The organism is uncultured Zoogloea sp. (genome assembly GCF_937894855.1).
GTDB lineage: Bacteria > Pseudomonadota > Gammaproteobacteria > Burkholderiales > Rhodocyclaceae > Zoogloea > Zoogloea oryzae.
In genome coordinates, this window is sequence record NZ_CALAYQ010000081.1 from 24,857 (window position 1) to 49,766 (window position 24,910).

A 24,910-nucleotide genomic window follows, 5' to 3' on the forward strand; every position below is an offset into this window, starting at 1 on the left:
GGACTTTGTTGAATGAGACTCAGGACAACTCACCAGAACTGACGAACCGGACCACCTTCGTTCAATTCTAGCAGGATGCATCTAGGCCTGAGTTGAACCACCACTTGCCAGATTTTCAACGGGTTCCAGCGGCGAAACTTGACCCAAATCGATAACCCGGCTGCCTGAAAACAAAACCCGGGAGGTTCCCGGGTGTTGTTGTGAAACGTTCAAGCCGCACTTCGTTTCCAGAGATAGCGATACACGAAGCCCGGAAATACTGCCACCAGCATTACGCAGCCTGTAATCGCGTAAAACTCCCATCCCTGACTGTACGCCGAGCCATGTGAACTGGCCTCAAGCAGGCTCAACCCGACCATCAGCGCAATTGCGATGACCGCCAACTCGAGCAACCGGACCCCGAGCCCCTTGCCCCCACCTCCCCCCAGCCTGACTAGGCCAAAGAAGCGATCACTGACGAAGATCGCATTCACCAGCCCAACCAGCACCGAGAAGACAGCGTAGAACAAGATAATCTCGAACGTCGAAGATTACAGCGAGCCAAGCAGCGAGTACGCGCAGAGCGACATGAGCGCCTGCGGCACAAGCCCGAGCACCGCAACGGCAACGCCATTCATCGACAGCAGCACGCGCATGTCAGCCGGCGCATTGATCGGGGTCGCGTCGGCCGGCTCGTCGAAGAACATCACCTTGACGACACGGAGATAGTAGAACGCACCGATGAGCGACATCACCACCGCAAGTACGGCAACCCAGTAGTAACGGGCGGCGACCACGGCCTGGAGCACGGAGAACTTGGCAAAGAAGCCGATGAAGAACGGAATACCGGCCATCGAGAACATGACCATCGCCATCACGCCGGCGAACCAGGAATTCCGCTTGTTCAGCCCCTTGAAGTCGTCGATGTTCTCCGCTTCAAACCCGGCACGGGACAGCAGGATCAGGACACCGAAGGCACCCAGGGTCATCAGCACGTACGAAACAACATAGAACATCGACGAGCTGTACGCGTTCAGTGCGAAATGCCGATCACCACCCACAACGCCGGACATCAGGCCGAGGAGCATGAAGCCCATGTGCGAGATACCCGAGTAACCGAGCATGCGCTTGATGTTCGTCTGCGCGATGGCCGCGAGGTTACCCAGAACGATCGACAGCACGCCCAGGAACATCAGCATCGACTGCCATTGATCAGCCAGCTCGAACAGGCCATTCACCAGCAGGCGCATCGCCATGCCGAACGCAGCCAGCTTGGGCGCCGAGGCGATCATGAGCGTCACCGAAGTGGGCGCGCCGTGATAGACGTCCGGGATCCACATGTGGAACGGAACGACACCCAGCTTGAACGCCAGACCAGCCACGACAAACACCAGACCGAACATCAGGACATTCTTGTTGGCCGCCTGATGATAGACAGCCTGTGCAACGCCGGAGATTTCCAACGTACCGGTGGCACCGTAAAGCATCGAAATGCCGTAAAGCAGCAGACCGGAAGCCAGCGCACCCAGGACGAAATACTTCATCGCTGCTTCAGTCGCTCGCGCCGAGTCACGCTGAAGCGCAACCATCGCATACAGGGACAGGGACAACAGCTCCAGACCGAGATAAAGCGTCAGGAAATGGTTGGCCGCGATCATGACCATCATGCCGAGGGTCGCGTAGATCGCCAGGACGTAATACTCGGTCGTCTCCATGCGACGATCGATCATGTACCCACGGGAGTACAGCAGGACGACCGCCACGGCGAAGTACAGCATCAGCTTGAGGAAATCGCCCATCAAGTCGTCCACGTACATGTTGCTGAACGTGAATCCAACCTGACCGTCCATCGAAAACAGAGTAATGGCGCCCGCCCCGATCAGCGTCAGCTGCGTCAAATAGTACGCCAAGCCCTTGGAGTCCTTGGCGAAGGTTCCCGCCATGAGAACAACAAACGACATCGCAACAACAAACAACTCTGCTGCTGCTGGATAGAAATCGGGAATCACAAAGTTCATATCAACGCCACAGTCCTAAGGGATCTTTCGCGATTTGGATCAAAGCTTGCTGGTAGCAACGTGCTTGAGCAGATCATTGACCGACGCATGCATAACTTCCGTGACGGGGAAGGGATAGATACCCATCACGAGGACGCAAACAGCTAAGACGAGAAGGAACACAAACTCTCGATTATTGATGTCAGTGAGCTCCGCCACATGATGATTGCTGATGGCGCCGAACACCACGCGCTTGTACATCCAGAGGGTGTACGCGGCGCCGACGATCAGGGTCGTCGCAGCAGCAAAGCCCACCCAGAAGTTGAACTGCACTGCACCAAGCGCAACCATGAACTCGCCGACGAAACCGGAGGTCGCTGGCAAACCGGAGTTAGCCATGGCAAACAGCATGAACAGGGCCGCAAACTTGGGCATCACATTCACAACGCCGCCGTAATCCGCGATCTGGCGGGAATGCATCCGGTCATACAGCACGCCGATACACGCGAACATGGCGCCCGACACAAAACCGTGGGAGATCATCTGAACCAGCGCACCTTCGACACCAAGCGGATTGAAGATGAAGAAGCCCAGAGTCACGAAACCCATGTGGGAGATCGACGAATAAGCTACCAGCTTCTTCATGTCGGTCTGAACCAGCGCGACGAACCCGATATAGATCACTGCGATCAACGACAGCGTGATCATCATCGGCGCAAAGGCATGGCTGGCATCCGGTGCAATCGGCAGGGAAAACCGGAGGAAACCATACGCGCCGAGCTTGAGGCCGATCGCAGCCAGCACGATCGAACCGCCGGTCGGAGCTTCAACGTGTGCATCCGGCAGCCAGGTGTGCACCGGGAACATCGGAACCTTCACCGCAAACGAGACGAGGAACGCCCAGAACACCAGGGACTGAACATCCATGCCCAACTTCAGTTGGTGCCAGTCGAGGATACTGAAGCTACCACCCGACTCCATGAAGAGGTACAGCAGAGCGACCAGCATCAACAGCGAGCCGGCAAGCGTGTAGAGGAAGAACTTGATCGCGGCGTAAACACGATTCGGTCCGCCCCATACGCCGATGATGATGAACAGCGGAATCAGGGATGCCTCGAAGAAGACGTAGAACAGCACACCATCAAGAGCGCTGAAGATTCCGTTGATCAAACCAGACATGATCAGGAAACCGGCCATGTACTGCGCAACCTTCTCCTGAATAACTTCCCAGCCCGCCACAACAACAATCACAGTGATAAAACTGTTCAGCAGAACGAACAGCACGGAAATGCCATCCACCCCTAGAACGTAGTTAATGTTGAAGCGAGGAATCCATGGGTAGGACTCCACGAACTGCATGGCACTGGTCGTAACATCAAACGACGTGTACAGCGGAATGCTTACCGCCAGACCTGCCAAGGCAGAAAGCAACGCCAAGAACCTCGCGGCCGAGGCATTACGATCAGAACCCGTCGCAAGTGTCAGCAACCCACCAACGATCGGGACCCAGATCGCAAGGCTAAGGAATGGAATAGGATTACCCGTCATCTCAACTGTCCGTTCTAAGCACTCAATTGCAGCGCAAAAGTCCTAAATCTCTTAGTTACGCATTACCACGACTGGCTCTGATCAACCACGGCTGAACCAGAAGGTCAGCAACACAAACACCCCGATGATCATCGAAAACGCGTACTGGTAGATGTGCCCGCTCTGGAACAACCGCGAAAGCTGAGCGATAAGACCAACAGCCTTGGCCGAACCGTTTACCACCATTCCGTCAATCAGCGTCTGATCGCCAATCTTCCAGAGCCCCTTACCGAGGAGACGAGCGCCACCTGCGAAAACAACTTCATTGAACTTATCGAAGTAGTACTTGTTCTCGAGCAGCGTATGAATCGGCTTGAAGGTCTTCATGATTGCAGCCGGAATTGAAGGCGCAACCATGTAGAAGACGAAGGCAACAACAACTCCACTCATCGCGAGGAAGAACGGCAGCGAGGTGAAACCATGCAGCGCCATACCAACGGCACCATGGAACTCCTCACCGAGCTCAGCCATAGCGTGGTGATGCTCCGCAAAATGGATCACGCCCTTGAAGAAGTCACCGAAAAGCATGGGCTCGATCGTGAAGAAACCAATCAACATCGACGGGATAGCCAGCAGAACCAACGGCAAAGTGACGACCCACGGAGACTCATGCGGCTTCTGACCCGGCGCGAGACCATGGTGGTGGTCGTCCCCACCGGCGTCATGCTCGTCGTGCGCATCTGCGTGGTGTTCATCCTCGTGATGCTCAGCGTGGTCATGGGCGTGACCGAAGCGCTCCTCGCCGTGGAATACCAGGAAATACATCCGGAACGAGTAGAACGCGGTAACGAACACACCAGCAATCACGCAGAAGTAGGCGTAGCCAGACCCCGGAATGTGAGAGAGCGCCACAGCTTCGATAATCGTGTCCTTGGAGTAGAAACCCGACAGGAACGGGAAGCCGATCAGAGCCAGCGAACCAACAAGTGACGTGAACCAGGTGATAGGCATGTACTTCCACAGACCACCCATGTTCCGCATGTCCTGATCATGGTGCATCCCGATGATCACGGAACCGGCACCGAGGAACAGCAGCGCCTTGAAGAAGGCGTGGGTCATCAGATGGAAAACTGCTGCCGAATACGCAGAAACACCCAGAGCAACCGTCATGTAACCAAGCTGGGAGAGCGTCGAATACGCAACGACGCGCTTGATATCGTTCTGAACGATCCCGAGAAAGCCCATGAACAGCGCAGTCGTCGCGCCAATCACAAGAACGAACGACAGTGCGGTCTCGGAGAGTTCGAACAGCGGGGACATCCGGGCGACCATGAAGATGCCAGCGGTCACCATTGTTGCCGCATGGATGAGTGCAGAAATCGGGGTCGGACCCTCCATCGAATCCGGCAGCCAAACGTGCAGAGGAACTTGGGCGGACTTGCCCATTGCACCAATGAACAGACCGATACAGATGGCAGTGATCAGCGGCCAACCCGTTTCCGGGACGACCATCGAGACAAGCTCGGGGCTCTTGGCAAAAACCTCAGCGTAATTCAGCGTTCCCGCGTAAGCGGCGACGAGACCAATACCGAGCAGGAAACCGAAGTCGCCAACACGATTGACAAGAAACGCCTTCATGTTTGCGAAAATCGCAGTCGGCCTCGTGTACCAGAAACCGATAAGCAGATACGAAACCAGACCAACCGCTTCCCAGCCGAAGAACAGCTGAAGGAAGTTGTTAGACATGACCAGCATCAGCATCGAAAACGTGAACAGCGAGATGTAGCTGAAGAATCGCTGGTAGCCGGGATCCTCGGACATGTAACCAATGGTGTAGATGTGCACCATGAGCGACACAAACGTGACGACGAGCATCATCATCACAGTGAGCGAATCCACAAGGAAGCCAACTTCAAGCTTCAGGGCTCCAGAGGTAGCCCAAGTGTAGAGGGTCCCGTTGAACACGTTCCCTGCGGCGACATCCTGGTAGATGTAGATGGACGCAACAAATGCAACAGCAACACCGAGAATCGTCACGGTGTGGGCACCTGCACGCCCAATGGCCTTGCCGAACAGACCCGCCACAATTGCCCCAAACAGCGGGGCAAGAGGTACGAGCAGATAGAGCTTCTGAATCCCTGTCATCGAAAAGCTTCCTTATCCCTTGAGACTGTCCAGATCATCGACATGAATCGTGCGCAGGTTCCGGAACAAAGCAACCAGAATCGCCAACCCGATAGCAGACTCTGCAGCCGCGACCGTCAAGATGAAAAATACAAAAATCTGCCCCGCGGCATCCCCGAGATAGTAAGAGAACGCTACGAAATTCAAATTAACAGCCAGCAACATCAACTCGATCGCCATGAGCAGAACGATCAGGTTCTTTCTGTTCAGAAAGATACCGACCACACTGATGGCGAACAAAATGGCGCCCAATATCAAATAATGAGACAACGAAAGCATCTGGTTTCCCTTCCTGGACGATCGCTAGCTGACTTAACGCTTTTCCGAAGTCATCGACACAATGCGAACCCGATCGTCACGCTTAACGGAAATCTGCTGCGCAGGATCGACCTTCTTGACATTCTTTCTCTTGCGAAGCGTCAGCGCCACTGCGGCCACCATAGCTACGAGCAAAACAATGGAGGCAAGCTCAAACGGGTATACATAATCCGTGTAGATCAGACGCCCGAGTTCCTTGGTGTTGCTGTAGCCAGCCGGCGCCGGGCCCGGTTCAGGCATTCCTTCCAGACCAAAATAACGCCCACCGAGAACCATGATCATTTCGACTACCATCAACACTCCAACCAGCGCGCCAACGGGCAAGTAGCTCCAGAACCCCTGCCGGATGCGCTCAAGATTGATGTCGAGCATCATCACGACGAACAGGAAGAGAACCATAACCGCACCGACGTAAACCATCACCAGTGCAATTGCCAGGAACTCTGCGTGCAAGAGCATCCAGATACCGCCGGCGCTGAAAAAAGCCAGCACAAGAAAGAGCGCCGCGTGCACCGGGTTCCTGGCGGTAATGACTCTGAGCGACGCCAGAACCATCACAGCGGAGAAGAAATAAAATACAACCGTCTGAAAATCCATGACCGCGTCCGTTTCGATGTAAGACAGCTCGAGCTTCTATCAGCGATAGCGAGAATCGGTCTCGCGATCCTTTGCAATTTGCGACTCGTACTTATCTCCGACCGCTAAAAGCATCTGCTTCGTGTAGTAGAGATCCCCGCGCTTCTCACCGTGGTACTCGAAAATCCGGGTTTCCACGATTGCATCCACCGGACAGGCTTCTTCACAAAAACCGCAGAAGATGCACTTCGTCAGATCAATGTCGTAACGGGTGGTCCGACGCGATCCGTCGTCCCGAGCATCCGATTCGATAGTGATCGCCATTGCCGGGCAAACCGCCTCACAAAGCTTGCACGCGATACAGCGCTCCTCGCCATTCGGATAACGTCGCAGCGCATGCAGCCCCCGGAAACGCGGGCTCTGCGGCGTCTTCTCATCCGGATACTGGACAGTAATCTTCCGCGCGAAAAGGTGACGCCCGGTAAGCGCCATACCCTTGAGCAATTCCTTGAGGAAGAGGCTTCCTACGTAATCTTTCAAAGCACCCATTTAGAGCCTCACTTCCAAATCGACAGCGGCGACATGATCCAAACCGCGACAACCACGACCCAAAACAGCGTGAGCGGAATGAACACCTTCCAGCCCAGACGCATGATGTGGTCGTACCTGAAGCGCGGGAAGGTCGCACGGAACCACAGGAACAAGAACAGGATGAACGAGGCCTTCAGTGCCAACCAGACAAAACCATCAGGCAGGAAACCCACAGGAGACAGCCAGCCGCCAAGGAACAGCAGGGAGGTGAGCGCCGAGACGAGGATCATGTTCGCGTACTCTCCGAGGAAGAAGAGTGCGAAAGCCATACCCGAATACTCCACCATGTGACCCGCTACGATTTCCGACTCGCCTTCAACCACGTCAAACGGAGCACGGTTGGTCTCGGCGATGCCAGAAATCAGATACACCAAAAACATCGGGAACAGCGGCAGCCAGTTCCAGCTTAGGAATCCAAAACCCCAGTCGGCCCACTGCCCCTTGCCCTGACTATTCACGATATCCGTCAGATTCAGGCTCGAAGAAATCATCAGCACGCAGACAAGGGCAAAACCCATGGCGATTTCGTAAGAAACCATCTGTGCTGCCGCGCGCATCCCGCCAAGAAATGCGTACTTCGAATTAGAAGCCCAGGCCGCAATGATCACGCCGTAGACTTCGATCGAGGTAATCGCGAGCAGGAACAGCAGACCGGCATCCACATTCCCAATGACCCAGCCTTCGCTAAACGGGACAACCGCCCATGCAGCCAGAGCGGGCCCCAACGCTAGAACGGGGCCGATGATGAAGAGACTTTTATTCGCACCCGACGGAACGATGATTTCCTTGAGCAGGAGCTTCACACCATCGGCGATCGGCTGAAGCAGCCCCCTCGGCCCGACACGATTGGGGCCGATACGTACCTGCATGTAACCGATCACCTTACGCTCAGCAAGCGTCAGGTAAGCAACGCAAAGGAACAGCGGCGCAATAATGCCGATGATCTTGAGCAACGACCAGATCAGCGGCCAAGCGGGGCCGAAAAACTGGGCTACCGGGTCAATGTAGGCTTCCATCACACCTGCTCCACGCTGATTTCACCATGCCAGCCACCGAGCTGAGCAGTGCTGGAATGCGCAGCTGCAAGACGCACGCAACCCTCCGCAACCCCAGCATCCTCAACCAGCGCCACGACAGCACTCCCTGCTGCGGAGCTTACCTTCACGTTCCCGCCGACCTTCAGACCAAGAGCATCTGCGGTGCGCGGATTCATTCTTGCTACCGGCGCTGTCGCATCGACGGTTTGCTGCAGCGGCGCAGCCCGCCGAGCGATGGGATCAGCAAAGTAAATCGGCACATCGGCAACTCGTTCGATTGCAGCCGACTTGACCGGAAGCTTCTCAAGTTTCGCACCGACATCATTAGAAAGTCCGCTCACGTCGCCCGAGAAGACCGGAGCCATGCGAGCACGCACATCTTCAACCGTTTCGAACGAGAAGTCGGAAAGTCCCAGGGTGGAACCGAGAACGCGCAGGGCCTTCCAGCCCGGACGGGATTCACCAAGGCTCTTCACAACAGGGAAGAAGCTCTGCACCCGCCCTTCACAGTTCACAAAAGTACCAGCGGTCTCAGTGAAAGGAGCGATCGGCAGCAGCACATCCGCAACTTCCATCAATTCAGCAGACTTGAACGGCGAAAGGACAGCAACCATCTCTGCCTCGCGAATGGACGACAGCGCGGTGGCGCCAGCGGCCATATCCAGGCTTGGCTCAACGCCGAGCAGGAGATAGGCTTTGATCTTGGATGCGAGCATCTCAGAGACATTCTTGCCCTTGACGTCACCAACGAACGGTACAGCCCCTGCGAGGTAGCCACCCACACTGTTGGCTGCCTCGCCAATCACTCCCAATTTAGCCCCGGCCAGACGTGCAACCTCGGAAGCGAGCACATGGATAAGGCCAGCTTGTTCGTGCTGAACAGCGAAGTTACCAAGCCACACGGCCGACTTACGACCAGACGCAAGGCTACGGGCAATGGCAAGAGCGCTCTCAGACACATCCAGTCCAGAACACACATCAGCCACGGGACCAGACAGGCTCAGCTCCTTTTCGGCAGCAAGTGCCTTGACCACGGAGGCCAGGAAGGCTGGGATGCCACTCGGAGCAACAATCGCCTTGTTGGTAAGATTGAGCTGCCAGTCGTCAAAGGCTGGATTCACCGCGGAGATCTTCAGACCGCATTTTGCCGCCTGACGCACACGCTGCGCGATCAGGGGGTGATCCTTCCTGAAAAAGCTCCCGACAATGAAGAGGCGGTCGAGGGAGCCGATATCAGCAACCGGCATCCCGAGCCACGGTGCCCCGCCCCGCTGACCGTCGAGGGAAAAATCAGATTGACGGAGACGGAAATCGACGTTTCCGGAACCGAGCCCCCGGACCAGGGATTGCAGAAGATTCAGTTCTTCCAGCGTGCTGTGCGGCGAAGCCAGTGCACCGATTGCCTCTGCGCCGTGATCAGCCTTGATGGACTTCAGGCCGTTGGCGACATACTCGATCGCAGTCTGCCAATCAGTCTCGATCCAATTGCCGCCCTGCTTGAGCATCGGGCGAGTCAAACGATCAGCTGAATTCAAGGCGTCATAGGAGAAACGGTCCTTATCAGACAACCAGCATTCGTTCACCGCTTCGTTTTCGAGGGGAAGCACGCGCTTTACCGTATCGTGCTTGACCTGAACAACGAGATTGCTACCAAGCGAGTCATGCGGACTGACGGACTTGCGCCGAGACAGTTCCCACGCACGAGCGCCGAAGCGGAAAGGCTTCGAAGTCAAAGCACCAACCGGACAAAGATCGATGATGTTGCCCGACAATTCGGTCTCGATTGTCTTCTCGACAAACGGCATGATCTCGGCGTGCTCGCCGCGGAACGCCTGACCAAGCTCCATCAGGCCGGCAATCTCCGACGTAAATCGGACACAACGCGTGCAATTGATGCAGCGGGTCATGTCGGTGGAAACGAGCGGCCCTAAGTCCTTATTGCCGACAACGCGCTTCTCTTCCTGGTAGCGGGATTCCGAGCCACCGTAACCGACGGACAGATCCTGCAGCTGGCACTCGCCACCCTGGTCGCAGATCGGGCAGTCCAACGGGTGATTGATCAGGAGGAACTCCATCACACCCTTTTGAGCCTTCACCGCCTGCTCGGAATGGGTCCAGACCTTCATCCCATTTGTAACGGGCGTAGCGCACGCCGGAAGCGGCTTGGGCGCCTTCTCAACCTGAACCAGACACATCCGGCAGTTAGCCGCGATGGAGAGCTTCTTGTGATAGCAGAAGTGCGGAACATAGGCCCCAACCTTGGTAGCGGCCTCCATGACGGTACTGCCGTCAGGAACCTGCAACTGCTTTCCGTCAATTTCGATTTCTAGCATGTCGAGCCTACGCTACAAAAATCTTGCTGCCGTCGCGCTGAACATCAGGCGCTACGAAGCATTTTTTATGTTCGATGTGATAAGCAAATTCGTCGCCGAAATGCTTCACGAAACTTTGAACCGGCATGGACGCAGCATCACCGAGCGCACAGATGGTGCGTCCCATGATGTTCGCGGTCACGCTATTGAGTAGATCGAGGTCATCAGGGCGGCCGAGGCCGTTTTCAATCCGATGCACCACGCGGTACAACCAACCGGTTCCTTCGCGGCAGGGCGTACATTGCCCGCACGACTCCTCGAAGTAGAAGTAGGACAGACGCTCTAGCGCCTTGACCATGCACGTCGATTCGTCCATCACGATCACGGCACCGGAACCAAGCATAGAGCCCGCCTTGGAAATGGAGTCGTAATCCATGGTGCAATCCATCATGACAGCGCCAGGAAGCACAGGTGCCGACGAACCACCGGGAATCACAGCTTTCAACTTGCGGCCGCCGCGCACACCACCAGCCATTTCGAGCAGCGTGGAAAACGGCGTTCCAAGGGGAATCTCGTAGTTACCGGGACGATTTACGTGACCAGAAACCGAGAACAACTTAGTACCACCGTTGTTAGGTTTCCCGAGCGCAAGAAAAGCATCCCCGCCTTCACGAATGATGTAGGGAATCGAGGCAAACGTCTCGGTGTTGTTAATCGTGGTCGGCTTGCCGTACAGACCGAAGCTGGCAGGAAACGGCGGCTTGAATCGCGGCTGCCCCTTCTTGCCCTCAATAGACTCCAGCAGTGCGGTTTCTTCACCGCAGATGTACGCCCCGTACCCGTGATGCGCAAACAGATCGAAACTGAAATCAGAGCCGAGAATGTTCTTCCCGAGGAGACCTGCGTCCCGAGCTTCCTGGAGCGCCTCCTCGAAGCGCTCATAGACCTCGAAGATTTCACCGTGGATATAGTTGTAGCCGCGCTCACACCCCATGGCGTAGCCGGCGATGATCATGCCTTCGATGACGGAGTGCGGGTTGTACCGAAGGATATCGCGATCCTTGAAGGTACCCGGCTCACCTTCATCCGAATTGCAGGCGAGATACTTGGCACCCGGAAATGCGCGCGGCATGAAACTCCACTTCAGCCCCGTCGGGAAACCCGCACCTCCCCGTCCACGGAGAGCCGACTTCTTCACCTCACCGATGATCTGATCCGCGGGAATCTTTTCCGCAATAATTTTCTTGAGAGCATCGTAGCCTTGCCGTTTGACGTAATCATTCAAACGCCAGGTGCGATCACCGTCAAGCCCAGAAAGAATAATTCCTTGAGAGGTCATTTTGCGAGATCAGCCAGAAGTTGATCGATTTTCTCTTCAGTCATCCAGCTGCACATCCGGTGGTTATTCACCAGCAACACGGGCGCATCACCACAGGCCCCCATGCATTCACCTTCCTTCAAGGTGAATCGTCCGTCCGGAGTCGTCTCATTAAAGTCGATTCCGAGCTTTTTCTTGATGTAATCCGCAGCGTGGACACCACCGGAAAGCGCGCACGGTAGATTCGTACAGACAGTGATCTTTCGCGCCCCAACCGGAGAGAGATCGTACATGTTGTAGAAACTCGCTACCTCGTACACCGCAATCGGCGGCATCTCCAGGTAGGCTGCCACAAACTCAATCGTCTCGTTGGAGAGCCAACCTTTCTCCACTTGCGCGATACGCAACGCAGCCATCGAAGCAGACTGCTTTTGATCAGCTGGATACTTGGCGATCTCACGATCAATTTTCTTCAGGGATTCTGGACTCAACATTTTTGTCTACTGTCATCAGAATGTCGATCGGAGCTCCGGATGCTGACCAGGTACAACATCAGCGGTCCACGTCTCCAAATACGATATCCATGGTTCCGATAATGGCAACTACGTCAGCAATCATGTGGCCGCGAGACATCTCATCCATCGCTGAAAGATGGGTGAAACCAGGAGACCGCAGCTTGAGACGATAAGGCTTGTTCGCGCCGTCAGAGATCGCATACACACCGAACTCACCCTTCGGATGCTCGACAGGCGCGTAGACCTCACCCGGGGGCACGTGCATCCCTTCAGTAAACAACTTGAAGTGATGGATCAGTTCTTCCATGTTGCTCTTCATCCGCTCACGCGACGGCGGGGCAACCTTGTGATTGGTCGAGATGACAGGTCCGGGGTTCTTCCGCAGCCACTCGATACACTGCTTCATGATCCGGTTCGACTGACGCATCTCTTCAATACGGCAGAGGTAGCGGTCATAGCAATCACCTTCCACGCCAACCGGGATGTCAAAATCCAGCTGGTCGTAGACTTCATAGGGCTGCTTCTTACGGATATCCCATTCGATACCGGAACCGCGCAACATTACGCCGGTGAAACCGAGCGCAAGCGCCTTCTCCGGAGAGACAACTCCGATACCCACCGTCCGCTGCTTCCAGATACGGTTATCGGTCAGCAGCGTCTCGTACTCATCGACATATTTCGGGAAGCGAGCTGTAAAGTCCTCAAGGAAATCAAGCAGCGAACCCTGCCGATTCTCGTTGAGCTCGGAAACAGTCTTGGCGCTCTTCCACTTGGAAACCTCATACTGGGGCATCCGATCCGGAAGATCACGATATACACCACCCGGCCGATAGTAGGCGGCATGCATCCGGGCGCCGGAGACCGCCTCATAGGCGTCCATCAGATCCTCCCGCTCACGGAAGGTGTACAGCACCATCGTCATCGCACCGATATCCAGTGCGTGTGTACCGACAGCCAGCAGATGGTTCAGAACCCGAGTGATCTCATCGTAGAGAACGCGAATGTACTGGGCCCGAAGAGGAACTTCCAACCCGAGGAGACGCTCGATTGCCATGCAATAGGCGTGCTCGTTACACATCATGGACACGTAGTCGAGACGATCCATGTACGGAACCGACTGAACCCAGGTCCTGGTCTCGGCAAGCTTTTCAGTGCCACGGTGAAGGAGGCCGATATGCGGATCAGCGCGCTCCACAACTTCGCCATCAAGCTCAAGAACCAAGCGAAGTACCCCGTGGGCAGCGGGGTGCTGGGGACCAAAGTTGATTGTGTAGTTACGAATCTCAGCCATGACCGACATTCCCATAATTTTCGTCACGCACGATGCGCGGCGTGTTCTCACGCGGCTCAATGCTGACCGGCTGATAAACGACACGACCAAGCTCTTGGTCGTAACGCATTTCTACATAACCAGAGATCGGGAAATCCTTGCGGAAAGGATATCCAACAAAACCGTAATCGGTGAGAATTCTGCGCAGATCCGGGTGGCCAGAGAACAGGATGCCGAAAAGGTCGAAGGCCTCGCGCTCAAACCAATTCGCGCTCGGCCAGATTTCGCAAAGCGAGGCCAGCACAGGGAACGACTCATCCTCAGCAAAAACCTTCAGCCGGAGACGATAATTATTCTTGACCGACAGTAGATGAACCGACGCGGCAAAACGCCCACCCTGGTCTTCTCCGGCATAACTGGAGTAATCCACACCAGTCAAATCAATGAGCTGCTCGAAGTGGAGAGCGGGATCATCCCGAAGCTCAGCGGCAACAGCCAGATAATCAGCTGCCGAAACAACGACTGTAACCTCACCACAGGCATTCACCACCCGTTTGGCGCGCTCTCCGAGCTTTTCAGTCATCAATTGAGCAAGAAGCTCTAGCTTTTCAGTCATGATGGTCTGCACTCAACAGGCAATCGTGTATTCACGCTTGATTTTGTTCTGGAGCTGAACGATGCCGTACAGCAAGGCCTCGGCCGTCGGGGGGCATCCGGGAACATACACGTCAACCGGAACAATCCGGTCACAACCGCGGACCACCGAGTACGAATAGTGGTAATAACCACCACCGTTCGCGCACGACCCCATCGAGATCACCCAGCGCGGCTCAGACATCTGGTCGTAGACCTTGCGAAGCGCGGGCGCCATCTTGTTGCAGAGCGTGCCGGCGACAATCATCAAGTCGGACTGCCGCGGACTGGGACGAAAAACCACACCAAAGCGGTCCAAGTCATAACGGGAACAGCCCGCATGAATCATCTCTACCGCGCAGCACGCAAGACCGAAGGTCATGGGCCACAGCGAACCTGTGCGAGTCCAGTTGATTACCGTATCAAGCGAAGTGGTGACAAACCCTTCCTTGAAGACACCCTCGATGCTCATAGACACCCTTTAACCAACAATTTATGCAGCACGGCAGCCCGACCGATCACTCCCAGTCGAGAGCGCCCTTTTTCCACACGTAGATATAACCGAGCAGAAGAATGCCGAGAAAGACAATCATTTCAAAAAAGCCGAACAAGCGAATGGATTCGTTCGCAGCAATTTCCCGAAGAATGGTCGCCCACGGGAAAAGGAAGGCAATTTCAAGATCGAAGAGAATGAAGAGAATAGCCAGAAGATAGTAACGAACATCAAACTTGATGCGCGCATCTTCAAAAGGCTCGAAGCCACACTCAAAAGGAGAGAGCTTCTCGGCATCCGGCTTGCTCGGACCCAGAATCCAGCCAGCTACAATAGGAATAAAGCCGAACGCAGCTGCAAACAGGATAAAGACAAGGACTGGAAAATAGGATTCCAACATACTTTAGCTCCCGCAACCGAATAGCAGTTTAGCGCTGCCTGCAAGCAAACGCCCGCGTACTGCGGGCGAATCACTTATTTTATGGTGCCGACGATGAGACTCGAACTCATACGGCTTTCGCCACTACCCCCTCAAGATAGCGTGTCTACCAATTTCACCACGTCGGCCAGCTTGTTTGTTGCCGCGCATTATAAAGGCAATCACCCTCTGCGCCAAGCATTACTTATTTTTATCGGGGGATATCCTTGGCCTTGGAGCCAGCTTCAACCGGGGCGACCGGGGTCTGCTCGGGCGCGGCGGCAGGCGCAGAAACAGGAGCACCTTCCATCACGCTCTTGCTGGCAGGCGCCTTGGCACCAGCGAGGTAGCTCAGACCCAGACTAGTCACAAAAAACACGGCAGCAAGCGCACCCGTCGTACGGCTCAGGAAGTTTGCCGAGCCGGACGAGCCAAACAGGCTACCCGACGCACCACTACCGAAGGCCGCACCCATGTCCGCACCCTTGCCGTGCTGCATCAGAACCAGACCAATAACCCCAAGACCAGCCAGCACATGAATCGTCAGAACGATCGAAAAAACAACACCACCCATGAATATCTCCAAGACAACTCAGCGCGCAGCAGCTGCCGCGCAAATTGACGAAAAACTGTCAGCAACGAGCGACGCACCACCTACGAGAGCGCCGTCGATATCGGGCTCCGCAAAAAGCTGCGAAGCATTGGCAGCGGTTACACTGCCGCCATAAAGAATCTTTACACCCTCAGCGGCCACACCGCGGCGCTCAAGATGCATGCGAATTTCCTTGTGCATTCCCTGAGCCTGTTCCGGCGATGCCGTCTTGCCGGTGCCGATCGCCCAAACAGGCTCATAGGCCACGACCACACCGGCAAACCGCTCCGCTCCCAGTACATCGACAACACGATCAAGCTGGGCGCGCACCACGACCTCGGCGTCGCCAGCTTCACGCTGCGCGAGGGACTCACCCACACACAGTATCGGCGACAGGCCGGCATCAAGCGCTGCCAGCACCTTTGCTGCAGTCACAGCGTCGGTTTCGCCGAACAGGCTGCGCCGCTCGGAATGCCCGACGATGACCCACGCGCAGCCGATATCCAGAAGCATGGACGCACTCACTTCACCGGTGTAGGCCCCGTCCTTGAAAGCACAGAGATCCTGCCCGCCAACAGCCACCGCAGCCCCCCTGAGGGCAGCCACCGCCTGAGCCAGGTATGGATACGGAGGGCACACCACCACGTCGACACCCTCACGATTGCCGCACGCAGCAAGCCCGGCGAGCAGCACAGCATTGCGCTCGAGCCCACCATTCATCTTCCAGTTTCCGACAACCAGCTTTTTCCGCACCTTGAACACCAGAGCCAAATCGTCGGATTGTATCTCGCGGCATCCTCAGGGTCAAAAAAACGGGGCTGGATCAACCAGCCCCGTCGCAAGCACAACAGAGTCAAACGCTGTATCAGCCAAACCGACCGGTGATGTAGTCCTCGGTTTCTTTGCGCTTCGGCTTGATGAAGATCTCGTCCGTCAGGCCAAACTCCACGAGCTCGCCCAGATACATGTAGGCAGTATAGTCCGACACCCGCGCGGCCTGCTGCATGTTGTGAGTGACGATGGCGATCGTGTATTCGCTCTTCAGTTCGTGGACCAACTCTTCGACCTTGGCCGTGGAAATCGGATCCAGCGCCGAGGTCGGCTCGTCGAGCAACAACACTTCCGGCTTCACGGCCACGCCGCGCGCAATGCACAGGCGCTGCTGCTGACCGCCCGAGAGGGACAGCCCGCTCTGATTCAGCTTGCCCTTCACCTCATCCCACAGCGCCGCCTTGCGCAGCGCCCACTCCACCCGGTTATCCATGTCGGCTCGGGAGAGGTTTTCATAGAGCCGTACGCCAAACGCGATGTTCTCGTAGATCGACATCGGAAACGGCGTGGGCTTCTGGAAGACCATGCCGACCTTGGCCCGCAGGGCATTCACGTCCTGGCCGGGATCGAGCACGTTCTTTCCGTTGAGCAGGATCTCACCCGTCGCGCGCTGGCCCGGGTAGAGGTCATACATCCGGTTGAGCGTGCGCAGCAGCGTGGATTTGCCACACCCGGACGGCCCGATGAAGGCGGTCACCATACCTTCGTGGATGTCCAGATCGATGTGCTTCAGACCCTGGAAGGACCCATAAAAGAAATCGAGATTCCGGATCCTGATCTTGGGAGCCATGGTCGGAGCCGAAGTGCCGGCCGACTCGCCCCGCACTTCCGCGAAGGACATGTCGCGCTTGGTCGCTACAGGAGTTTGCATGATGAGTTTTCCTAGATCTTCTTGCGGAACAGGGTGCGAACAACAATGTTCAGGCACAGTACGCCAAAGGTAATGAGGATCGCACCGCCCCACGCCAGCGAATTCCAGTTCTCGTACGGGCTCATGGCGAACTGGAAGATCACGACGGGAAGGTTGGCCATCGGCCCGTTCAGATCGAAATTGGTGAATTGGTTGTTCAGCGCAGTGAAGAGCAGCGGAGCCGTTTCACCGCTCAGACGCGCGATGGCGAGCAGGATGCCGGTGAGCACCCCGGCGCGCGCCGAACGCAGCACGACCTGCAACACCACCTTCCAGCGCGGCGCTCCGAGCGCCGAAGCTGCTTCACGCAGACTGGCCGGAACCAGGTTGAGCATGTTCTCGGTTGTCCGCACGACCACCGGAATGGCGATCAGCGCAAGCGCCAGGGAACCCGCCCAGCCCGAAAAGTGCTGAACCTGCGCCACATAAACGGTGTAGATGAAAACACCAATGACGATCGACGGTGCAGATAGCAGGATGTCGTTGATGAAGCGCGTCGTCGGCGCCAGCCAGCCCTGCCGTCCATACTCGGACAGATAAACACCGGCCAGAATCCCCACCGGCGTCGCGATGAGGGTCGCGACACCAACCATCATCGTACTACCGACGATCGCGTTGAAGAGACCACCTTCCGAGCCCGGCGCGGGCGTGGGCTGGGTGAAGAGCGAGACGCTCAGGGCGCCAAGCCCCTTGTACAGCAGCACCGCCAGAATCCAGGCGAGAAAGCTCATCCCCAGCAGCATCGCACCGGTGGACAGCAGCAGCGCGATCCGGTTGGTGCGGATCCGCTTGCGATAGAGCGCAGTCGAATTGCTCATCAGGTCTTCTCCCCTTCACTGCGGCCCAGACGCATCAGCAGCACCTTGGAGAGCGCCAGCACGATGAAGGTCACGAAAAACAGGATCAGGCCAAGGGCGATCAGCGACGACACATGGAGGTCGCTCGCCGCTTCGGCAAATTCGTTGGCCAGGGTGGAAGCGATACTGTTGCCTGCCTCGTAAAGCGACGGACTGATCCGGTGAGCATTGCCGATCACGAAGGTGACCGCCATGGTTTCGCCCAGCGCACGGCCGAGGCCGAGCATCACGCCACCGATCACGCCGACGCGGGTGTAGGGCAGCACCACGTTCCAGACAACCTCCCAGGTGGTCGCGCCAAGACCGTAGGCGGATTCCTTGAGGATGCCGGGCACAACTTCAAAAACGTCGCGCATCACCGACGCAATGAACGGAATCACCATCACCGACAGGATCAGGCCCGCCGAAAGAATGCCGATGCCGTTCTGCGGGCCTTGGAAGAGACCGCCGACAACAGGGAGATTACCCAGGGTGGCAGTCAACAAAGGCTGGATGTAATCGGCAAACAGCGGTGCAAAGACAAACAGACCCCACATCCCGTAGATGATGCTGGGCACCGCGGCAAGCAGCTCAACCGCCACGCCAAGCGGGCCACGCAGGGCCGGCGGGCAGAGCTCGGTGAGAAAGACCGCGATCCCGAAACTCACCGGAATCGCCACGATCAGCGCGATGACCGAAGTGCTGAGGGTGCCATAGACGGAGATCAGGCCGCCGAACTTGTCGGTCACCGGATTCCAGTCGCTGCTGAATGCAAAGCCCGCACCGAATTCCTGCAACGCCGGCCAGGCACCGTAGATCAGCGAACCGATGATGGCGATGAGGATCGCCAGCACGGAGAAAGCAAAGAAACGGGTTACCTGGTGAAAAAGCGCGTCCTGGAACCGCTGGGCCCGCATGCGGTCGCGGGGAGGAGGCGGAAGCTTCTCGCCGACGCCGGCGTGCGGCAGCCCGAGGGCGCCTCCGCCGGGCGTGGCGGCATTTCCAAGTACCGAGCTATTGGATGACATTACGGCTCACCGTTTGTTAGACCGAAAAAGCGCAAACACGGATGGACGGGCATTGCACCTGCCCCGCCCACCCGTTTCAGAGGCTGGACCGACTTACTTCAGGACCGGATTGCCTGCACCATCCTTGAGGGAGGTGCGCCAGGCGCCGTCGATCTGCTTGACGAGGGTCTGCGGCAGGGCCACGTAGTCGAGTTCCTCGGCGGTCTTCTGACCATTCTTGAAGGCCCAGTCAAAGAACTTCAACACTTCAAGACCCTTGGCCGGATCGGCTTGAACCTTGTGCATCAGCACGAAGCTCGCGCCAGTGATCGGCCAGCTGGTCTTGCCCGGCTGATCGGTCAGGATCTCGCCGAAGCCCGGCACCTTGTTCCACTCGGCGTAAGCAGCGGCAGCCTGGAAGGTCAGGTCATCCGGCTGGACGAATTCGCCGGCCTTGTTCTTCAGGGCCAGGTGGATCATCTTGTTCTTCTTGGCGTAAGCGTATTCAACGTAACCGATGCCACCCTTGATGCGCTGGACGTAGGAGGCAACACCTTCGTTACCCTTGCCGCCCACACCCTCCGGCCACTGCACCGCAGTACCGGCGCCAACCTTGTCCTTCCACTCGACGTTCACCTTGGAAAGATAGTTGGTAAACAGGAAGGTGGTGCCAGAACCATCGGCGCGACGCACGACGGTGATGTTCTCGTCCGGCAGCTTCACACCGCCGTTCAGTGCGGCGATCGCGGGGTCGTTCCACTTCTTGATCTTGCCGAGATAGATGTCAGCCAGCAGTGCGCCGGTCATCTTCATCTGACCCGGCGCAACACCTTCCAGATTCACCACCGGCACAACACCGCCGATGACCGCCGGAAACTGGACGAGGCCGTCCTTCTCCAGATCTTCAGCCTTCAGCGGCATGTCGGACGCGCCGAAATCGACGGTCTTCGCCTTGATCTGCTTGATGCCACCACCGGAGCCGATGGACTGATAGTTCAGGCCGACATTGGTCTTCGCCTTGTAGATCTCGGCCCACTTGGAGTAGATCGGGTACGGGAACGTCGCCCCTGCACCGGTGATGTCAGCAGCCTGCACAGCGGCGGCACTGCCAAGGGCAACAACGAATGAACAGGCGCGAAAGAAACCTTGCATGAAATTCTCCATCGTAGCGGGCACCGCAGGGATATCCAGCAGTAAAGCCCAAAAAAACAAACCCGGCACTCAACTGTCCGTGACAGCTCAGCACCGGGTTACATTCTACGAACTGAAAATTTCAGATTTGTTACATATCGCACTGCAACAAATCAGACTGCGGCAGCCCTCACGACTTCGGCGAGGCCATGGACGATGCGATCGACCTGTTCCGCATCCTCACCCTCGACCATCACGCGCAGCAGCGGCTCGGTACCCGACGGGCGCAGCAGAACGCGTCCACGATCGGCCAGATCAGCCGTCGCCGCCTTTACCGCCGCGCTGATGGTTTCGTTGGTCGACCACGCGAAACCTGCGCGAATCGGCACATTGACGAGCTTCTGCGGATAGAACACCAGATCCGCACACATCTCGTCGAGGGTCGTGTTGTTCTTGCGCAGGGCGGCCAGCACCTGAAGGCCCGCGATGATCCCGTCGCCGGTCGAGTGCCGGTCGAGGCAGATGATGTGACCGGAGTTCTCGCCACCCAGCTTCCAGCCGTTCTCGTGCATGAGCTCGAGAACATAGCGGTCGCCCACCTTGGCCCGCGCAAACGGCAGCCCAAGCCGGCCCACGGCATGCTCGAAGCCCAGGTTGCTCATCAGCGTGCCGACCACGCCGTTCGCCAGCCCTTCGGCCTTGCCAGCCTTGGCGATGACATACAGCAGCTTGTCGCCGTCGTAGATGTTGCCCTTGGCGTCCACCATCACGATCCGGTCGCCGTCGCCATCCAGCGCAATACCCAGATCGGCGCCGCTGCGCAGCACGGCGTCGCGGATGGACTGGGGAGAGGTCGCCCCGACCTTGTCGTTGATGTTCATCCCGTTCGGCTCGGCGCCGACGAGCACAAGCTCCGCACCCAGTTCATGGAAGACCTTGGGTGCAACCATGTAGGCTGCGCCGTGGGCGCAATCCAGCGCGATCTTCATACCGCGCAGGTCAAGCTCGTTCGGGAAGGTGTTCTTGCAGAACTCGACGTAACGGCCGCGGGCATCGTCGATGCGTTGGGCCTTGCCCAGGCGGGAGGAAGGCTCGCAGCCCATCGGCTCATCGAGGCGCGCCTCGATCTCGAGCTCGACCGAATCCGGCAGCTTGGTGCCAGCCGCCGAGAAGAACTTGATGCCATTATCCTGAAACGGATTATGGGAGGCCGAAATCACCACACCAACCTGCAGGCGCAACGCCCGGGTCAGGTAGGCGATCGCCGGGGTCGGCAGTGGCCCTGCCAGATAGACATCCACCCCGGCAGCCGAAAAACCAGCCTCGAGGGCGGACTCAAGCATGTACCCCGAGATCCGCGTGTCCTTGCCGATGATCACCGCAGGGTGCTCACCCGGCCGCAGATGCTCACGGGCCACGAGCGTCTTGCCCGCGGCATAGCCGAGTCGCAGCGCAAAATCCGGCGTAATCGGCGATTCGCCGACGAGACCACGCACACCATCCGTTCCGAAATACCGTCTAGACATTTTCCCTCTCACAATCGCGTCTTTCATCAACTTGGCATTCTGCCGCAAGCGCGCCGCTCAGTCTGACTGAAGTGCGCTCCACAAGCGCAAAACATCACGGGTCGCGCCCACGTCATGGGTGCGCACGATCCGCGCGCCGTTCTGGACGGCGACCAGTGCCGCCGCCGCCCCCGCAACAACCCGTTCCCCCACATCCCGCCCGGTGATCGCCCCTAGCATGCTCTTTCGGGACATGCCGACGAGGAGCGGATAGCCACCCGCACCAAACCGCTCAAGCTGGCGCAGGAGCATCAGGTTGTGCTCCACCGTCTTGCCGAAGCCAAAACCGGGATCAAGCAGGATACGATCGCGCGAGACACCGCACCCCAGCAGCACCTGTACGCGCTCGTCAAGAAAGGCCTCGACCTCCTCGACGACATGGGTGTACCGCGGCGAGCGCTGCATGGTACCCGGCTCGCCTTGCATATGCATTACGCAGAGTGCAACGGGCGCCCCACGAACGGCATCCACGGCGCCGGGCACGCGAAATCCGGCGATATCGTTGATCAGATCGGCGCCTGCCCGAATGGACTCCCGCATCACGGCCGGCTTCACCGTATCCACCGACAAGGGCACGCCAAGTCCGGACAGGGCCTCAACCAGCGGCACGACCCGATCCAGCTCCTGCTGCTCCGGCACGGGCGTCGCTCCGGGCCGCGAAGACTCACCGCCGATATCCAGGATCTCGGCGCCCTCCTCCACCGCACGTTCTGCCGCACGGATGGCGGCGTCCAGCGCCGGGTTGCCGTCACCCGAGAACGAATCGGTGGTGACATTGACGATGGCCATGATCTTCGGCTGGGTGAGATCAAGCTGGAAACGTCCGCACTGTAAGACGGGAGAATTCATGATGTACTCGGTCAGAAATGAAACAGGGCCGGCTCAAGAGCCGGCCCTGAAAAACACAGGACGGATGTATCAGGCCGCAGGTGCCGGCGCAGTCGGTGCCGCACCGGGCGAATCGTCGCTCGGACGACGGGGCGGTTGCGAGGTCGGCTTCGGGGCGCGGGGCGCCTTGCCAGCCATGATGTCGTTGATCTGATCGGCGTCGATGGTCTCGAGTTCGAGCAGCGCCGCGGTCATGGCTTCCACCTTGTCGCGGTTCTCTTCGATCAGGCGACGGGCCAGGGCGTACTGCTGATCAAGGATGCGACGGATCTCGGCATCCACCTTCTGCAGGGTCGCCTCGGACATGTTCTTGTGGGTCGTGACCGAGCGACCGAGGAAAACTTCGCCCTCTTCCTCACCATAAACCATGGGCCCGAGGTTGTCGGACATGCCCCACTGGGTCACCATCCGACGCGCCAGATCGGTTGCCCGCTGGAAATCGTTGGAAGCACCGGTGGTCATCTGGTTCATGAAGATCTCTTCCGCAATCCGGCCGCCGAACAGCACGGCAATCGTCTGCAGGAGGCGCTCACGGTCCTGGCTGTAGCGATCCTGCTCAGGAAGCTGCATCGTCACGCCAAGGGCACGGCCGCGGGGGATGATCGTGACCTTGTGAACCGGATCGGTCTTGGTCAGACACTTGGCAACTACAGCGTGCCCCGATTCGTGGAACGCCGTGTTGCGACGTTCTTCTTCGGGCATCACCATCGAGCGGCGCTCGGCGCCCATCATGATCTTGTCCTTGGCGCGCTCGAAGTCGTCCATATCCACCAGACGCTTGTTGCCACGAGCGGCAAAAAGGGCAGCTTCGTTGACCAGGTTGGCCAGATCCGCACCGGCGAACCCGGGGCAGCCACGGGCCAGCACCAGCGCATCCACGTCCGGCGCGATGGGCACCTTGCGCATGTGCACACGCAGAATCTGCTCGCGCCCACGGATGTCAGGCAGCGGAACAACCACCTGACGGTCAAAACGGCCCGGACGCAGCAGCGCCGGATCCAGCACGTCAGGACGGTTGGTCGCAGCGATCACGATGACACCAGACACGCCCTCAAAGCCATCCATCTCCACAAGCAGCTGGTTCAGGGTCTGCTCGCGCTCGTCGTTGCCACCGCCGAGGCCGGCGCCCCGCTGACGACCCACTGCATCGATTTCGTCGATGAAGATGATGCACGGCGCCTGCTTCTTGGCCTGCTCGAACATGTCGCGCACGCGGGCCGCACCCACGCCGACGAACATCTCGACGAAATCGGAACCGGAGATCGAGAAGAACGGCACCTTCGCCTCGCCAGCGATCGCCTTGGCGAGCAGCGTCTTGCCGGTACCGGGCGAGCCGACCATCAGCACGCCCTTGGGAATGTGGCCGCCGAGCTTCTGAAACTTGGAAGGATCACGCAGGAACTCGACCAATTCACCGACCTCTTCCTTCGCTTCATCGCAACCCGCCACGTCCGCAAAGGTGACCGTGTTGGCGGTCTCGTCGAGCATCTTGGCCTTCGACTTGCCGAAGGAGAACGCACCGCCGCGCCCGCCCCCCTGCATCTGACGCATGAAGAAAACCCACACGCCGATGAGCAGGATCATGGGGAACCACGACACGAAGATGTTCATCAGGAAGGACTGCTCTTCCTCGGGCTTGGCAGCCGTCACCTTGACGCCGTAGCGCATCAGGTCACCCACCATCCAGATATCCTGCACGCCCGGCGTGTACACCGTGATCTGGCGGCCGTCCTGGGTCTGCGCCCGCACGGTACGGCCATCGACGATCGCCTTGGAAATCTTGCCCTGCTTGGCGTCCTCCATGAACTGGGAGTATTCGACCGAATTCTGGGCGGCCTGGCGATTGTTGAACTGGTTAAAAACCGTCATCAGCACAACGCCGATCACCAGCCAGATCGCAAGATTCTTGAATAAATTGTTCAACGCAATTCCTTGAAGGCCCGACAGGGGCCATAGCTTAGTGGACTGATTCTATGTCCGAA

At 57.7% G+C, this 24,910-nt stretch carries 24 protein-coding genes and 1 tRNA gene; all 25 read right to left on the reverse strand.

Annotated elements, in window-relative coordinates; genetic code table 11:
- Nucleotides 1-209: 209 nt before the first annotated feature.
- The 25 genes from Q0672_RS10570 to ftsH all read right to left on the reverse strand — a co-directional run bounded on the left by Q0672_RS10570 (nucleotide 210) and on the right by ftsH (nucleotide 24,851).
- Nucleotides 210-509, reverse strand: a complete 300-nt coding sequence (locus tag Q0672_RS10570; protein ID WP_298622035.1) for a DUF2818 family protein — start codon at nucleotides 507-509, stop codon at nucleotides 210-212.
- Between the two features lie 21 nt (nucleotides 510-530).
- Nucleotides 531-1,997: an NADH-quinone oxidoreductase subunit NuoN gene (nuoN, locus tag Q0672_RS10575; protein ID WP_153160315.1), complete on the reverse strand. Its 1,467-nt coding sequence runs from the start codon at nucleotides 1,995-1,997 to the stop codon at nucleotides 531-533.
- Between the two features lie 39 nt (nucleotides 1,998-2,036).
- Entirely contained in the window at nucleotides 2,037-3,524 is a 1,488-nt protein-coding gene (locus Q0672_RS10580) for an NADH-quinone oxidoreductase subunit M (protein WP_298622038.1), read from the reverse strand.
- Between the two features lie 81 nt (nucleotides 3,525-3,605).
- Nucleotides 3,606-5,648, reverse strand: a complete 2,043-nt coding sequence (nuoL, locus tag Q0672_RS10585) for an NADH-quinone oxidoreductase subunit L (protein ID WP_153160317.1) — start codon at nucleotides 5,646-5,648, stop codon at nucleotides 3,606-3,608.
- A 12-nt stretch (nucleotides 5,649-5,660) separates the two neighbouring features.
- A complete protein-coding gene (nuoK, locus tag Q0672_RS10590) occupies nucleotides 5,661-5,966 on the reverse strand; it encodes an NADH-quinone oxidoreductase subunit NuoK (protein ID WP_141349329.1) in 306 nt (101 codons plus the stop codon).
- Between the two features lie 33 nt (nucleotides 5,967-5,999).
- Nucleotides 6,000-6,602 (reverse strand): NADH-quinone oxidoreductase subunit J, encoded by a 603-nt coding sequence (locus tag Q0672_RS10595; RefSeq protein WP_284187307.1) that lies wholly within the window; start codon nucleotides 6,600-6,602, stop codon nucleotides 6,000-6,002.
- Nucleotides 6,603-6,641: 39 nt separating this feature from the next.
- A complete protein-coding gene (gene nuoI / locus Q0672_RS10600; protein WP_153160319.1) occupies nucleotides 6,642-7,130 on the reverse strand; it encodes an NADH-quinone oxidoreductase subunit NuoI in 489 nt (162 codons plus the stop codon).
- Nucleotides 7,131-7,138: 8 nt separating this feature from the next.
- A complete protein-coding gene (nuoH, locus tag Q0672_RS10605; RefSeq protein WP_298622040.1) occupies nucleotides 7,139-8,188 on the reverse strand; it encodes an NADH-quinone oxidoreductase subunit NuoH in 1,050 nt (349 codons plus the stop codon).
- On the reverse strand, nucleotides 8,188-10,542 hold the full coding sequence (gene nuoG / locus Q0672_RS10610; protein WP_298622041.1) for an NADH-quinone oxidoreductase subunit NuoG: 2,355 nt from the start codon (nucleotides 10,540-10,542) through the stop codon (nucleotides 8,188-8,190). Before nuoG ends, nuoH begins: the two co-directional genes overlap by 1 nt.
- A 7-nt stretch (nucleotides 10,543-10,549) precedes the next feature.
- Nucleotides 10,550-11,860, reverse strand: coding sequence for an NADH-quinone oxidoreductase subunit NuoF (gene nuoF, locus Q0672_RS10615; protein WP_298622042.1), 1,311 nt, complete (start codon nucleotides 11,858-11,860; stop codon nucleotides 10,550-10,552).
- Nucleotides 11,857-12,333 carry an NADH-quinone oxidoreductase subunit NuoE gene (nuoE, locus tag Q0672_RS10620; protein WP_153160322.1) on the reverse strand — a complete coding sequence of 159 codons (477 nt, stop codon included), beginning with the start codon at nucleotides 12,331-12,333 and terminating at the stop codon, nucleotides 11,857-11,859. The genes nuoF and nuoE overlap by 4 nt, the downstream gene beginning before the upstream one ends.
- Before the next feature lie 58 nt (nucleotides 12,334-12,391).
- Nucleotides 12,392-13,645, reverse strand: a complete 1,254-nt coding sequence (locus tag Q0672_RS10625) for an NADH-quinone oxidoreductase subunit D (protein ID WP_153160323.1) — start codon at nucleotides 13,643-13,645, stop codon at nucleotides 12,392-12,394.
- Nucleotides 13,638-14,240: an NADH-quinone oxidoreductase subunit C gene (locus Q0672_RS10630; protein WP_284187301.1), complete on the reverse strand. Its 603-nt coding sequence runs from the start codon at nucleotides 14,238-14,240 to the stop codon at nucleotides 13,638-13,640. Before Q0672_RS10630 ends, Q0672_RS10625 begins: the two co-directional genes overlap by 8 nt.
- Nucleotides 14,241-14,252: 12 nt before the next feature.
- Nucleotides 14,253-14,729, reverse strand: a complete 477-nt coding sequence (locus Q0672_RS10635; protein ID WP_153160325.1) for an NADH-quinone oxidoreductase subunit B family protein — start codon at nucleotides 14,727-14,729, stop codon at nucleotides 14,253-14,255.
- 46 nt (nucleotides 14,730-14,775) lie between these two features.
- Nucleotides 14,776-15,150 carry an NADH-quinone oxidoreductase subunit A gene (gene ndhC / locus Q0672_RS10640; RefSeq protein ID WP_153160326.1) on the reverse strand — a complete coding sequence of 125 codons (375 nt, stop codon included), beginning with the start codon at nucleotides 15,148-15,150 and terminating at the stop codon, nucleotides 14,776-14,778.
- 82 nt (nucleotides 15,151-15,232) lie between these two features.
- Nucleotides 15,233-15,317 (reverse strand) — tRNA-Leu (locus tag Q0672_RS10645).
- 62 nt (nucleotides 15,318-15,379) lie between these two features.
- Complete coding sequence (secG, locus tag Q0672_RS10650; protein WP_153160327.1) at nucleotides 15,380-15,742, reverse strand: preprotein translocase subunit SecG; 363 nt, start codon at nucleotides 15,740-15,742, stop codon at nucleotides 15,380-15,382.
- An 18-nt stretch (nucleotides 15,743-15,760) separates the two neighbouring features.
- Complete coding sequence (gene tpiA / locus Q0672_RS10655) at nucleotides 15,761-16,513, reverse strand: triose-phosphate isomerase (protein ID WP_298622091.1); 753 nt, start codon at nucleotides 16,511-16,513, stop codon at nucleotides 15,761-15,763.
- Nucleotides 16,514-16,625: 112 nt separating this feature from the next.
- Nucleotides 16,626-17,381 (reverse strand): phosphate ABC transporter ATP-binding protein PstB, encoded by a 756-nt coding sequence (gene pstB / locus Q0672_RS10660; protein ID WP_298622093.1) that lies wholly within the window; start codon nucleotides 17,379-17,381, stop codon nucleotides 16,626-16,628.
- Nucleotides 17,382-17,473: 92 nt separating this feature from the next.
- Nucleotides 17,474-18,319 (reverse strand): phosphate ABC transporter permease PstA, encoded by an 846-nt coding sequence (gene pstA, locus Q0672_RS10665; RefSeq protein ID WP_298622044.1) that lies wholly within the window; start codon nucleotides 18,317-18,319, stop codon nucleotides 17,474-17,476.
- Nucleotides 18,319-19,365, reverse strand: coding sequence for a phosphate ABC transporter permease subunit PstC (gene pstC, locus Q0672_RS10670; RefSeq protein ID WP_153160329.1), 1,047 nt, complete (start codon nucleotides 19,363-19,365; stop codon nucleotides 18,319-18,321). The genes pstA and pstC overlap by 1 nt, the downstream gene beginning before the upstream one ends.
- 93 nt (nucleotides 19,366-19,458) lie before the next feature.
- A complete protein-coding gene (gene pstS, locus Q0672_RS10675) occupies nucleotides 19,459-20,565 on the reverse strand; it encodes a phosphate ABC transporter substrate-binding protein PstS (protein WP_298622047.1) in 1,107 nt (368 codons plus the stop codon).
- Between the two features lie 83 nt (nucleotides 20,566-20,648).
- Nucleotides 20,649-22,001 carry a phosphoglucosamine mutase gene (gene glmM, locus Q0672_RS10680; protein ID WP_284187319.1) on the reverse strand — a complete coding sequence of 451 codons (1,353 nt, stop codon included), beginning with the start codon at nucleotides 21,999-22,001 and terminating at the stop codon, nucleotides 20,649-20,651.
- 57 nt (nucleotides 22,002-22,058) lie between these two features.
- Nucleotides 22,059-22,889, reverse strand: a complete 831-nt coding sequence (gene folP, locus Q0672_RS10685; protein WP_298622049.1) for a dihydropteroate synthase — start codon at nucleotides 22,887-22,889, stop codon at nucleotides 22,059-22,061.
- 69 nt (nucleotides 22,890-22,958) lie between these two features.
- On the reverse strand, nucleotides 22,959-24,851 hold the full coding sequence (ftsH, locus tag Q0672_RS10690; RefSeq protein ID WP_153160332.1) for an ATP-dependent zinc metalloprotease FtsH: 1,893 nt from the start codon (nucleotides 24,849-24,851) through the stop codon (nucleotides 22,959-22,961).
- Nucleotides 24,852-24,910 lie beyond the last annotated feature (59 nt).

Excerpts from the sequence above, each read along its gene's own strand:
- ndhC (WP_153160326.1), bottom strand. The coding sequence starts at position 15,150 with ATGTTGGAATCCTATTTTCCAGTCCTTGTCTTTATCCTGTTTGCAGCT.
- pstB (WP_298622093.1), bottom strand. The coding sequence starts at position 17,381 with ATGGCTCCCAAGATCAGGATCCGGAATCTCGATTTCTTTTATGGGTCC.
- nuoF (WP_298622042.1), bottom strand. The coding sequence starts at position 11,860 with ATGACCTCTCAAGGAATTATTCTTTCTGGGCTTGACGGTGATCGCACC.
- pstC (WP_153160329.1), bottom strand. The coding sequence starts at position 19,365 with ATGTCATCCAATAGCTCGGTACTTGGAAATGCCGCCACGCCCGGCGGA.
- Q0672_RS10595 (WP_284187307.1), bottom strand. The coding sequence starts at position 6,602 with ATGGATTTTCAGACGGTTGTATTTTATTTCTTCTCCGCTGTGATGGTT.
- Q0672_RS10635 (WP_153160325.1), bottom strand. The coding sequence starts at position 14,729 with ATGAGCATCGAGGGTGTCTTCAAGGAAGGGTTTGTCACCACTTCGCTT.
- folP (WP_298622049.1), bottom strand. The coding sequence starts at position 22,889 with ATGAATTCTCCCGTCTTACAGTGCGGACGTTTCCAGCTTGATCTCACC.
- nuoI (WP_153160319.1), bottom strand. The coding sequence starts at position 7,130 with ATGGGTGCTTTGAAAGATTACGTAGGAAGCCTCTTCCTCAAGGAATTG.
- nuoK (WP_141349329.1), bottom strand. The coding sequence starts at position 5,966 with ATGCTTTCGTTGTCTCATTATTTGATATTGGGCGCCATTTTGTTCGCC.
- Q0672_RS10630 (WP_284187301.1), bottom strand. The coding sequence starts at position 14,240 with ATGACTGAAAAGCTAGAGCTTCTTGCTCAATTGATGACTGAAAAGCTC.
- nuoE (WP_153160322.1), bottom strand. The coding sequence starts at position 12,333 with ATGTTGAGTCCAGAATCCCTGAAGAAAATTGATCGTGAGATCGCCAAG.
- glmM (WP_284187319.1), bottom strand. The coding sequence starts at position 22,001 with ATGTCTAGACGGTATTTCGGAACGGATGGTGTGCGTGGTCTCGTCGGC.
- pstA (WP_298622044.1), bottom strand. The coding sequence starts at position 18,319 with ATGAGCAATTCGACTGCGCTCTATCGCAAGCGGATCCGCACCAACCGG.
- nuoG (WP_298622041.1), bottom strand. The coding sequence starts at position 10,542 with ATGCTAGAAATCGAAATTGACGGAAAGCAGTTGCAGGTTCCTGACGGC.
- nuoH (WP_298622040.1), bottom strand. The coding sequence starts at position 8,188 with ATGGAAGCCTACATTGACCCGGTAGCCCAGTTTTTCGGCCCCGCTTGG.
- Q0672_RS10625 (WP_153160323.1), bottom strand. The coding sequence starts at position 13,645 with ATGGCTGAGATTCGTAACTACACAATCAACTTTGGTCCCCAGCACCCC.
- secG (WP_153160327.1), bottom strand. The coding sequence starts at position 15,742 with ATGGGTGGTGTTGTTTTTTCGATCGTTCTGACGATTCATGTGCTGGCT.
- Q0672_RS10580 (WP_298622038.1), bottom strand. The coding sequence starts at position 3,524 with ATGACGGGTAATCCTATTCCATTCCTTAGCCTTGCGATCTGGGTCCCG.
- nuoN (WP_153160315.1), bottom strand. The coding sequence starts at position 1,997 with ATGAACTTTGTGATTCCCGATTTCTATCCAGCAGCAGCAGAGTTGTTT.
- nuoL (WP_153160317.1), bottom strand. The coding sequence starts at position 5,648 with ATGACAGGGATTCAGAAGCTCTATCTGCTCGTACCTCTTGCCCCGCTG.